Genomic DNA, 11,672 nt, shown 5'->3' with positions numbered 1-11,672 from the left:
AGAGACAACTTCTATATTCTATCAAATTTGAAACGCTTTGTCAACATCTTTTTTCAAGAAATTTTCAAGTTCTTTTCAAATTTGTTGCCGTCGCCCTCTCGAACAACAGCTATATTAGTTTATCATTGCCGTTTACTTTTGTCAACAACTTTTTAAGTTTTTTAAGTTTTTGTTATTAACTTAAGTCTCTTGAAAGACTCGCCCTCAAGCAGCAACTATAATAGTTTATCATCTATCGTTTCCTATGTCAATAGGTAAATTGAAAAATCCGCTAAAAAATTAGCGGATTTTTCTACGGGTTATTTGGCTTCGATTAAACCAAGTTCACCATCTTCACGACGATAAAGAATGTTTGTTACACCATCTTCAGCATCTGTGTAGATAAAGAAATCATGTCCCAAAAGGTCCATTTGAAGAAGCGCTTCGTCAAGATCCATCGGTTTCAAGCTAACGTGTTTTGTACGAACGACGTTTACTGCTGGTCCTTCTTCTACAGGTTCAGCTTCAAACTCACTTGTGAAAATTTGGCTAGCTGGAACTTTTTCACGATGTTTTTTAGCAATTTTAGTCTTATTTTTACGAATTTGACGTTCAATCTTGTCAGTTACCAAATCGATTGATCCATACATATCTTGTGAAACGTCTTCAGCTCTAAGAGTAATTGAATCAACCAAAATTGTTACTTCAACTTTTGCAGTTTTTTCACGGTAGACTTTTAGATTAACACGAGCATCTAATTCTTGTTCAGCATTGAAGTATTTTTCAATTTTTCCGAGTTTAGATTCGACATAGTTACGGATAGCATCTGTTACTTCGATGTTTTCTCCACGAACACTATATTTAATCATAAAAACACCTCTTTCTCGCTATAAAGCGCTTTCTTTACTCTTTTATTATACTGCTTTCATGAAAATTTGCAAGCATTTACCGTGCAATTGTTAAACTTTTTACAATCTTTACTCCTTTTTCATAAAATAAGCGATAAATTCCTTTTAAAGTTGCTCCCGTTGTGTAAATATCATCAATAATTAATACTTTATCTGGTATCTGAATATCTGATTTAATCCTAAAAGGACAGTCACTTGTCAGTCTTTCTTTTCTACTTTTTTCAGATTGCTTTTTATTATCTTTCTTCTCTAAAATATCATAGTAAGAAATCTTAGCAGCATCTAGAATGCCTGTAACTTGATTGAATTGTCTTTCTGTCATTCGTTCTTTGCTGAGTGAGACAGGAATAATGGTATAGCCCTTGTAGTTCTTCAAGACTTGTTTGACTTCTTTTGTAAAAACATGGCTTAGCATAGCATCTCCTTGAAATTTGTATTTTGAAAAATACTCTTTCATGGCTTCATTGTAAGTATACAGTGCTCGGTGCGAAACTTTATGATTTTCTTTTGCCCACTTCTTGCAATCATCACACTGCTCTTTACTGCCTCTTCGGTAGCACGTTGGACAGTGGTCATCACCAATTTTTTCAAAGTTTTCCTGACACTCTTTGCAAATCAAGTAACGGCTCTTGCGCATTGTAATAATTCCTAGAAAAGTTTCCTTCTCAGAAAATTCTTGTCCGCAAAGCAAACATATCATTAAAATCCTCCTTTACGATTCATTTCTTTTATTTCAGAAATAGCTTTTTTCATAGCTTTTGTTACGCCATCATGCAAGAACAATAGCTCTCCTGTCGGTCTCTCGGCTGCTCGTCCAACTCGACCAGAAATCTGAACAAGTGCACTTTTGCTGTACAATTTATGATTTGCAAGTAGAACAAAAACATCGACACAAGGAAAGGTTACCCCACGTTCTAGAATGGTTGTCGTCACTAGTATGGTTAATTTTCCTTGTCTAAATTCTTCTACCAATTCCAAACGATTTTCAGTTTTACTTGATACAAATCCTATCCTTTCATATGGAAAAGTGGTTTGTAAGATACTTGTAAATTCTCTACCTTGTTCAATATTCGGAAAAAAGATAAGAAGCGGAAATTGACTTTGCCTTTGTTTTTTAAAAAGAGAGATTAGTTTAGGAGGAAGTTTTTTCTTTTTCATTGAGATTAGCACTTTGCTTAACCAAACCATTTTGGGGACTACCAAAGGATTGGCATGAAAACGTCTTGCCAAATGCAATTTTGTCAGCTCGCCTTTTTTCACCTTTTTATCAAGTTCATCAGTCGAAGTCGCTGTTAAAAAGAGTTTAACGCCATCATCTTTTAAGGATTGGTTGACCGCGTGATAGAGCATTTTATTATCAACAAAGGGAAAGGCATCAACTTCGTCGATGATTAATAAATCAAAAGCTCGGTAAAATTTTAAAAGCTGATGGGTCGTTGCAATTACCAACGGAGAGCGTTTATACGGCTCAGAATCACCATGTAAAAGAGTAATCGGGCAAGAAAAATCTCTGGATAACCGTTTATAAAGTTCTAAACAAACATCAATCCTTGGGCTTGCTAAGCAGACACTTCCTCCATTATCAATAACTTTAGCTAGAGATTGATAAATCATCTCGGTTTTGCCAGCACCAGTCACAGCGTGAATCAATAAATCTTGTTTTTCTGTAATACCTGCAAGCATGCCTTTAGAAACTTCATCTTGATAAGAAGTTAGTTTTCCTTGCCAATTTAACGACTGAGTCTTTGTAAAAGGCTTCTGAGGGAAATAATAAAGATTAGAATCACTAGTATTTCGCCCAAAAACTAAACACTCTCTACAATAAATGCGAGCAGTTTGCAACATTTGATTTGCTGCCATTACACTTCCACAGCGATTGCAAATCATTTGACCTTTTTCCTTTTTAACCGAAGGAAGGACTTTTGCTTCCTTTTTCAAGTCATCTGTTAATTGACTTTCTGTAAAAATTCTTCCATAGTAATCATTCAACTCTGTCATACCTATTTATTCGAAAATTTTGCTAAATCCCAAAAAATCTTGTAAAATTTTGATATGAACTATAAAACAATTAAAAACGATGGCATTTGCGAGGAAGAGATTAAAAAATCACGCTTTATTTGCCAATTAAAACGCGTTGAAACTGAAGAAGAAGGACGAGAATTTATTGCTCAAATCAAAAAAGAACATTATAAAGCAACTCATTCTTGTTCGGCTATGATTATTGGAGAAAATGCCGAAATCAAGCGTTCTAGTGATGATGGTGAGCCAAGTGGAACAGCTGGTGTACCGATGCTAACTGTTTTGGAAAAACAAGGTTTAACCAATGTTGTCGCCGTTGTCACACGTTATTTTGGTGGTATTAAACTTGGTGCAGGTGGGCTAATCCGTGCTTACGCTGGCAGCGTTGCTAATGCTCTTAAAGAGATTGGTATCGTAGAAGTTAAGGAACAAGAAGGGCTAAAACTCACCCTTTCTTACCCACAATACCAAACATTCTCCAACTTCTTGCAAGCTGAAAATCTTCAAGAATTTGACACCGAATTTCTAGAAAATGTAACGACTCACATCTACCTTGATCCTGAAAATGTCCAAGAGGTCAGTGACCGTCTTGTTGAATTTTATCAAGGTAAGGTTTCTTTTGAAAAATCTGGTTCAAAAATTGTCGAAGTTGCCTTGTGATAAGATTTCCCTATCACCATGATAAGAATTATATATTTTACAAACAGTCAATTTGAGCATATACTTGACCTATAAATTTTAATTCAAGGAGAATCATTTATGGCAAAAATTTATAACTCAATTACTGAATTAATTGGAAACACTCCTATTATCAAACTTAACAACATTGTTCCTGAAGATGCTGCTGATGTTTACGTCAAAATTGAATCATTTAACCCAGGCTCATCTGTTAAAGACCGTATTGCTCTTCGTATGATTGAAGACGCTGAAAAAGCAGGTACAATCAAACCTGGTGATACAATTGTTGAACCTACATCAGGTAATACTGGTATTGGTCTTGCTTGGGTCGGTGCAGCTAAAGGATACAAAGTCATTATTGTAATGCCTGAAACAATGAGCCTTGAACGTCGTAAAATTATCCAAGCTTATGGTGCTGAACTTGTTTTGACACCAGGAAGTGAAGGAATGAAAGGTGCTATCGCTAAAGCCAAAGAAGTCGCTGCAGAGAAAAATGGATGGGTACCACTTCAATTTGCTAATCCATCTAACCCAGCTGTTCATGAAGCAACAACAGGAGCTGAAATCATTGAAGCTTTCGGTCCAAAAGGTCTTGATGCTTTCGTAGCTGGTGTTGGTACTGGAGGAACTGTTTCTGGTGTTTCTCACGCTCTTAAAAAAGCAAACCCAGACATCAAAGTCTATGCAGTTGAAGCTGATGAATCTGCTGTTCTTTCTGGTGAAAAACCTGGTCCACACAAAATTCAAGGAATTTCAGCTGGCTTTATCCCAGATACCCTTGATACTAAATCTTATGATGATGTCATTCGCGTCGCATCAGACGATGCTATTGTAACAAGCCGTAACCTTGGTGGAAAAGAAGGATTCCTTGCTGGTATCTCTTCTGGCGCAGCCATTTTTGCAGCTATTGAAAAAGCCAAAGAACTTGGTAAAGGTAAAAAAGTCTTAGCCCTTCTTCCTGACAACGGCGAACGTTACCTTTCAACTTCTCTTTACGACTTTGGTGACTAAAAAATTATCAAAACTTCAACAAGGCTAGAGTTCTGCTCTAACCTTGTTTTCTTATGATTATGATATAAAAAATGCTGAGCACTTCGTCTCAGCATTTTATCAATCTTTTGTTAGTAATTCAAGGCTTTCTTTTGTCCATTTTGGCAGATTGTCTGCCAATGGTTGAAAACCAATATTTAAATGACTATTTGAAAAACGATGGCGTCTGTGGAGGTGATGTTTTTCCTCTTCAAGGGTACGCAAAGAAAGGCTAGCTTTTTGCGTAAATTCATCAAAATCAACAACTTGTACCAAGACTTTCTCACCAACTTTAAGCAGTTGGTAAATATTTTCAATATAGCCTGTTTTAATTTCTGAGATATGAATAAGGCCTGTAGTCCCATTATCCAATGCGACAAAGGCACCATAAGGTTTTATACCTGTTATTGTTCCAGTGATTTTGTCGCCAATTCTCATTAATCTACTACCTCAATTGTTTCAATAACTACATCTTCAACTGGTCGGTCCTGTGCGCCAGTTTCAACGTTTGCAATTTCATCAAGAACTTTGTATGATTCTTCGTCCATGATTTGTCCAAAGACTGTGTGACGACGGTCAAGGTGAGGTGTTCCACCTTTAGCAGCATAAAGTTCTGCGATTGGTTTTGGCCAACCTCCACGTTCTAGTTCTTTTTGAGCGTATGGAATTTTGCTATTTTGAACGATAAAGAACTGGCTTCCGTTTGTATTTGGACCAGCATTTGCCATTGAAAGAGCTCCACGAACATTGTAAAGTTCTTCTGAGAATTCATCTTCAAAGCTATCGCCATAGATAGATTGTCCACCCATACCAGTACCAGTTGGGTCACCACCTTGAATCATGAATTCAGGAATGATACGGTGGAAAATGATACCGTCATAGTAACCATCTTTTGACAAAGCAACAAAGTTTGCTACTGTTTTTGGTGCATGATCAGGGAAAAGTTTGATTTTCATGTCACCATGATTTGTTTTTATTGTCGCAACTGGACCTTCAACTGTTGATAAATCAACTTGTGGGAAATTTAATTGTTTTTCTACCAAACCGAGTTCCTCCAAAGCATATAAAATGCCATCTTCTTCTACTGTTTTTGTTACAAAATCTGCTTTTTCTTTGAGTTCAGGCACGGCATTGCCCATAGCAATTTTCAAGCCAACATAGTCAAAGATTTCCATATCATTTGGACCATCTCCAAACATCATGGCATTGAGTGGTTTTAAGTTTTGACTTTCTAAAACGTGGGCAACCCCTGAAGCTTTAGAGACGCCAACCTTAACAACATCAGATGAGTGTTCGTGCCAAGGTACCAAACGAATCTCACTAGCTAAGTCTTCTGGCAATTGCAAGTCAGCATTATTTTCAGCAAATGTCCACATTTGATAAACGTCATTTGTTAAATAAAAATCTGGCTCAACATCACAAATACCATAAATAGGTTTCATAGCATCATCAATTAAGTCACAGCGTTTTGACACGACTGGTTTATCCTTACCAGTAAAACCATATTCAATGCCCTCTGTCTTAGCCCAATTGACGTATTTTTCAACTAAATCACGTGGAAGAGGATCACTAACAATCTCTGCTTCTTTTTTGTCAACAACATATGTTCCATTGATTGTGACAAAATAATCAGGGTTTAAATCACGGATTTCAGGAACAACACCATAGAGAGCGCGTCCCGTCGCAATTCCTGTCATAATGCCTTTTTCTTTCAAACTTTTGAAAACATATTTGATTGACTCAGGCATATAACCTGTGACTTTGACACGTAAGGTATCATCAATATCAAAGAAAACAATCTTCGTTTTTTTAGCCTTGTATTTTGTTTTTACATCCATCTGTATCATTATGGGAAAGGAAATGGTCACTAAAATCTCATTTTCCATAAAAGTCCTTAGACTTTTTGTCCCATTTTCCTTTCTAACTTTGAAATCAAAGAAAAGCTATGTTTTTATTATAACATTAATCCTCATCTTGCGGTACTAAATGATGCTTAAAGGCATAGACAACTGCTTGTGTACGGTCATCCACTTCTAGCTTAGCTAAGATATTTGAAACGTGTGTTTTAACTGTTTTTAGTGAAATAAACAATTCATCAGCAATGGTCTGATTGTCATAACCTTTAGCAAGAAGTCTTAAAATATCTCGTTCACGCGCTGTCAAATCTTCATGCAATTCTGGTTTCTGATCGTGGGCTTTGATTTTCTTATCAACCTCTGTCTCGATTGCTAATTCACCACGCGCCACTTTTTGGATAGCATTAAGAATTTCAGCGGCACTAGATGTTTTTAACATATAACCTTTAGCACCTGCTTCAATAACAGGATAGATTTTTTCATTATCAAGATAAGATGTCAGAACAAGGATTTTAGCTTCTTTCCACTCTTTTAAGAGTTTTAAGGTCGCTTCAACGCCACTCATTTCAGGCATTACCAAATCCATTACTACCACATCTGGTTTTAACTCTAAAGCAAGTTTTATCCCTTCAATGCCATTGCCTGCTTCGCCAACAACTTCAACGTCAGGTTGCAAGTTAAAAAAACTTTTCAAACCAAGACGTACCATTTCGTGGTCATCAACTAGGATAACTCTAATTTTCTGGGTCATCTTCTTTCTCCTTGTTTTCTCCCTTAACCAAAGGCAAGCGAATATCCATAGATACTCCTTTTCCTTTCTGGCTCAATAATGTCATTGTTCCTGCCATGTCATCAACACGTTCTTCAATGTTATTCAAGCCATAACTTAAATCATGACGTTCATCCATATCAAAACCGACACCATTATCAACCATTTTTAATTGCAATTCTGTCTCTGTCTGATTGAGGTAAACTTCTAAACGTGTTGCCTTGGCATGTTTAAGCGTATTGCTGATAAATTCCTGAGCAATTCGAAAAACGTTATCTTCAATCTTTTTAGGCAGTTTTCCGATATTTTTCTTATAAACAACTTCTATACTACTCTTATCTGTTAATTCTTTCAAGAGGATGTCAAAACCTTCTGAAAGGGTTTTATTTTCTAATTCAGTAGGTCGTAAATGTAGCAATAAAATACGCAGGTCTTTTTGAGCATTTTGTAGCATACTTTCAACGGCAGTCAACTGGAATTCAAGCTGCTCTCTTTCAATCTGATCAAGGTTAGCAGATACCCCAGAAAGAATCATCGAAGAAGCAAACAGTTCTTGACTAACCGTGTCATGAAGGTCACGAGCAATACGTTTACGTTCTTGCTCCACAATTTCTTGTCCATTTTGAATACGACTATTCTCAGTATTTTGAAGACTATTTGTTAAGTGTGTCATCTTTTTAGACAAGCGTGACAAATTCGTGTTGATTTCTGTATCTTCATCAAGAGATACCTCTTGATTATTTAAAATGCGGCGCAGATTTTGGTTAATACTTCGTTTGCTATTATCATCCAAAATAACCCAAAGTAGTAATAACAAAATAGTAACAGCTAAGATAAGAAAGACAATTGAAAAAACAAAACGTTCTCCCATCCAAAAATCTGTTATCAAACTTTTCAAATGCAACTCTAAACTATCTAGGACAACAACAACAATTGAAATGATGATAATACTTGCATAAAGAATCAAAAGTAAAAAATGATGTTTTTTCATTTACGCACCACCTCAACATCTCCTGCTAAAACATTAACAATCACCTTAACAGCTTTCAAACATTCTTCATCTTTAGGATGCCATAATTTTAAAGATTCATTTCGCAGGTCATATTCTTCAAAATCAAAATAACGAACACTGCCATAAATCGCACTAACATCCAATTTAACCGCAACGTCAATAGGAACTAAAATCTTTGTTGGACCAAAAACTTTGCGAATGATTACCACATTATCCTTACCAGTTACGATGACACTGCTTAAATCAATAGTGTCACTGCCTGTTAAACGAACCATGTTGATGTCATCAAAGGCATAAAAATCACTGTCATGCATATCCGCCCCAATCCATTGATTGCGAATTGGTTTTGCTTTCAAGTCTTCCTCACGAAAACGAACCAAAGCAAAGCGATTTTTCTTCTTAACTTGCGAAAAGTGATTAATGACCACATAAACAACCCCAAGCACAACCGCCATGATAATGTATGGATTAAGCATCAAAATCAAAAATAAAAGAACCAATCCTACTGTTAACAATAAATTATTGCGCTTGTCTTGATTATAAAAACGTAATGCCAAAAGAATTAAAACTAAAATTAAGATAAAACTCGATAAATTGTTGGCCATAATTGTCATTAAGCCCATGACTAATAAAATAGTTTCGACAATGACAAAAAATTGAACTTTCCTCATATCATACCCTTTCTTTTTCTGTATTTTACCAAAAAGAAGCGGAAATTGCTCGATTTTGACTAAAAAAGAACACCTATTTAGGTGTTCTTATAATATCTTATTGTTCAACTGATGATGAGTCGGTTTGTGAACTTTCTTCAGTGCTGCTACTGCTGCTACTTGAAGAACTTGACTCACTAGTTTCACTTGTCTCAGATGACTCAGGAACAGATTGAGATGGTGCGACTTCTGAAGACTGAGATTCACTTCCAGCTGAGAAGTAAAGTTTCACATTCCCTTCAATAGCTGCGCCAAAGTAAGGATCTTGTGCCACAACAACTGCAGAGGCAGATGGTGTTTTGACTTGAGAGTATCCAGTTGATGAAGTAGCATCTGCTTGGAATACTGTAATATGTGAGCTTGATAAGCCAAGTGCAGTCAATTCAGCAATTGCATCTTGATAAGTATAACCAATAAGGTTTGGCATAACGATTGCTGCAACCTTGAAAGTAATCTTATCTTCACTAGCTACTTTTGTACCTTTTTCAGGTGTTTGACTAATGATAGTACCACCGTCATAGTTAGTACCTGTTATCCATTCAACATCAATCTTATCACTTGAAATACCGTGCTTATCTTTGAGTTCTTTGATAACTTCCTGATAGTTTTGACCAGTATAATCTTTCATCTTGAAGCCTGAAGTTCCTTTTGATACATAAATATCAACTTTGGCACCTTCTTTCTTAGATGTGCCAGCTTTCGGATTAGTCTCAATAACCTGACCACTTGGAACAGTATCACTATAAATTTTCCTAGTCTTTCCAACTTTAAGCCCTGCTGATGTAAGACTTGTCTTAGCAGCTTGTAAACTTGTTCCAGCTACATCTGGAACGTTGACTGAAGCTGGTGTGCTTAGCGTCAAGTAAGTAAAGATAGCAATTGCAACTACTACGACCGCAAAGAAAATTTTCACTAAAGTACCAAACATACGATGTGATTTTTTCTTCTTCGTTTTCGCTTTTGCAATTTTATTATCCGCAGCTTCACGATTAACTTTAGCCGCTTTTTGTTTTTTCAACAATTGTTCTGTAGTTGAGGGAACAGGTGTTGAAGTTGTTACTTTTGGAAGTGTCTTCGTATTTTCTGTATCTTCAAAGACAAGTTTGCGTTCACGACTGCGGTTATATGAAAGAGCAGTCATTAAATCACGGCTCATCTCAAAAGTTGAGGCGTAGCGATCACTCAAACGTTTTGCAGTTGCTTTAATGACAACATTTTCCAAAGCTTGTGGAACATTTTTATTTTCATCAATGATTGATGGAAGTGGTTTTTGGAAATGTTGAAGAGCAATTGTAACAGCTGAATCACCATCATATGGGATGTGACCAGTCAACATTTCAAACAACATAATCCCCATAGCGTAGATATCACTTTGAACAGTGGCTTTTGAACCACGCGCTTGTTCAGGTGATAAATAGTGTACACTACCAAGCATTGAGTTTGTCTGTGTTAAACTTGTTTCTGCAAAAGCTACAGCGATACCAAAGTCGGTAACTTTAACCGTTCCGTCTTTGGTTAACAGGATATTTTGTGGTTTCAAATCACGGTGAACAATTCCTTGTTGATGAGCCAAAGTCATCGCAGACAAGACTTCTTCCATGATTCTAACAACTTCATTATTAGAAAGCGGGGCATGGTCTTGAATATATTTTTTCAAGTCCGAACCATCAACATATTCCATTACTAAGAATTGCTGTCCGTCTTCTTCTCCAATATCACGAATCGAAACGATATTTGGATGGTTTAGCTCTGCCATGGCACGCGCTTCACGTTGGAAACGAGCAACGGCAATTTGATCTGTTTGATAATTAGTTCGAAGGACTTTGATAGCCACTTCTTCATTATCAAGAATTAGATCTTTGGCAAGATAAACATCTGCCATTCCACCCCGTCCGATAGATTTGAGGATCCGATAACGACCAGCAAATAATTTGCCAATCTGAATCATTAAGCTTCCTCACTTTCGGCGTGGATAAGAGCAATGGTGATATTATCAAGACCTCCACGTTCGTTAGCAAGAGTGACTAACTCATTATTTTTATCGTCAAGATTTTTATCTTGGCTCAAAATGCTAACAATTTCGTCATTGGTAATCATGTTTGTTAAACCATCACTGTTAATGATAAGATAATCGTCTTCTTCAAGAACTTGAACCCCTAAATCAGGTTCAACTGGATTAGCTTGTCCAATAGATTGCGTGATAATATTTTTTTGTGGGTGATTAGCAGCTTCTTCTTCTGTCAATTGACCAGCTTTAACCAATTCATTAACAAGAGAGTGATCGCTTGTTAACAATTCGTATTCACCATTATGAAGCAAGCCAATGCGTGAATCACCAACGTGAGCAAAGATAACATTGTTATCAACAATCGCTAAAGCTTCAACGGTTGTTCCCATACCTTTATACTCATCGGTTTGACCCAGTTCATAAATTCTTTGATTTTCTGCTTCAAGCGCAGTAATCAGCCAATCACGAATTTGGCTTAATTCAGTAAAATCGGTAGTAATCCATTCACGTCCAAGGTCAGTAACGGTCATTTCACTAGCAATATTACCAGCACGATGACCTCCCATACCATCTGCTAGGATGACTAAAGTGATACCTTTTTCGTTATCAAATTTATTAATAAAATCCTGATTATTTGAACGTCTTTGTCCGATATCAGTTACAAGTGAAATTTTCATAGTTTTCCTTCTGACTGTGTCAGTTTC

The 11,672-nt window shown here is 36.5% G+C and carries 12 protein-coding genes; 2 read left to right on the top strand and 10 right to left on the bottom strand.

Annotated elements, in window-relative coordinates; all coding sequences use genetic code 11:
- Nucleotides 1–299: 299 nt before the first annotated feature.
- The 3 genes from raiA to E0E02_RS03560 all read right to left on the bottom strand — a co-directional run bounded on the left by raiA (nucleotide 300) and on the right by E0E02_RS03560 (nucleotide 2,885).
- Complete coding sequence (gene raiA / locus E0E02_RS03570; protein WP_039695883.1) at nucleotides 300–848, bottom strand: ribosome-associated translation inhibitor RaiA; 549 nt, start codon at nucleotides 846–848, stop codon at nucleotides 300–302.
- A gap of 76 nt (nucleotides 849–924) precedes the next feature.
- Entirely contained in the window at nucleotides 925–1,587 is a 663-nt protein-coding gene (locus E0E02_RS03565) for a ComF family protein (protein WP_133017860.1), read from the bottom strand.
- Nucleotides 1,587–2,885, bottom strand: a complete 1,299-nt coding sequence (locus E0E02_RS03560) for a DEAD/DEAH box helicase (RefSeq protein ID WP_133017859.1) — start codon at nucleotides 2,883–2,885, stop codon at nucleotides 1,587–1,589. The genes E0E02_RS03565 and E0E02_RS03560 overlap by 1 nt, the downstream gene beginning before the upstream one ends.
- A gap of 54 nt (nucleotides 2,886–2,939) precedes the next feature.
- On the opposite strand from E0E02_RS03560, the gene E0E02_RS03555 reads away from it, so the two are divergent.
- Nucleotides 2,940–3,566, top strand: coding sequence for a YigZ family protein (locus E0E02_RS03555; RefSeq protein ID WP_074603619.1), 627 nt, complete (start codon nucleotides 2,940–2,942; stop codon nucleotides 3,564–3,566).
- Between the two features lie 99 nt (nucleotides 3,567–3,665).
- Nucleotides 3,666–4,595 carry a cysteine synthase A gene (gene cysK, locus E0E02_RS03550; RefSeq protein ID WP_074626743.1) on the top strand — a complete coding sequence of 310 codons (930 nt, stop codon included), beginning with the start codon at nucleotides 3,666–3,668 and terminating at the stop codon, nucleotides 4,593–4,595.
- 99 nt (nucleotides 4,596–4,694) lie between these two features.
- Here the strand turns inward: cysK and E0E02_RS03545 are convergent, their stop codons facing one another.
- From E0E02_RS03545 to E0E02_RS03515, 7 genes are all read right to left on the bottom strand, one after another.
- Nucleotides 4,695–5,051: a S1 RNA-binding domain-containing protein gene (locus tag E0E02_RS03545; protein WP_020916316.1), complete on the bottom strand. Its 357-nt coding sequence runs from the start codon at nucleotides 5,049–5,051 to the stop codon at nucleotides 4,695–4,697.
- Nucleotides 5,051–6,451 carry a Cof-type HAD-IIB family hydrolase gene (locus E0E02_RS03540; protein WP_133017858.1) on the bottom strand — a complete coding sequence of 467 codons (1,401 nt, stop codon included), beginning with the start codon at nucleotides 6,449–6,451 and terminating at the stop codon, nucleotides 5,051–5,053. The genes E0E02_RS03545 and E0E02_RS03540 overlap by 1 nt, the downstream gene beginning before the upstream one ends.
- A 124-nt stretch (nucleotides 6,452–6,575) precedes the next feature.
- A complete protein-coding gene (locus E0E02_RS03535) occupies nucleotides 6,576–7,220 on the bottom strand; it encodes a response regulator transcription factor (protein WP_006531177.1) in 645 nt (214 codons plus the stop codon).
- On the bottom strand, nucleotides 7,204–8,229 hold the full coding sequence (locus tag E0E02_RS03530; protein WP_133017857.1) for a sensor histidine kinase: 1,026 nt from the start codon (nucleotides 8,227–8,229) through the stop codon (nucleotides 7,204–7,206). Before E0E02_RS03530 ends, E0E02_RS03535 begins: the two co-directional genes overlap by 17 nt.
- Nucleotides 8,226–8,921, bottom strand: coding sequence for a cell wall-active antibiotics response protein LiaF (gene liaF, locus E0E02_RS03525; protein ID WP_039695888.1), 696 nt, complete (start codon nucleotides 8,919–8,921; stop codon nucleotides 8,226–8,228). The genes E0E02_RS03530 and liaF overlap by 4 nt, the downstream gene beginning before the upstream one ends.
- A gap of 97 nt (nucleotides 8,922–9,018) precedes the next feature.
- A complete protein-coding gene (gene pknB / locus E0E02_RS03520; RefSeq protein WP_133017856.1) occupies nucleotides 9,019–10,908 on the bottom strand; it encodes a Stk1 family PASTA domain-containing Ser/Thr kinase in 1,890 nt (629 codons plus the stop codon).
- Nucleotides 10,908–11,645, bottom strand: coding sequence for a Stp1/IreP family PP2C-type Ser/Thr phosphatase (locus E0E02_RS03515; protein WP_074482688.1), 738 nt, complete (start codon nucleotides 11,643–11,645; stop codon nucleotides 10,908–10,910). Before E0E02_RS03515 ends, pknB begins: the two co-directional genes overlap by 1 nt.
- Nucleotides 11,646–11,672 lie beyond the last annotated feature (27 nt).

The organism is Streptococcus sp. KCJ4932, assembly GCF_004352745.1.
Classification (GTDB): Bacteria; Bacillota; Bacilli; order Lactobacillales; family Streptococcaceae; genus Streptococcus; species Streptococcus ruminicola.
Note: the sequence above shows the minus strand (reverse complement) of the source record. Positions and strands in the feature narration are given on the sequence as shown.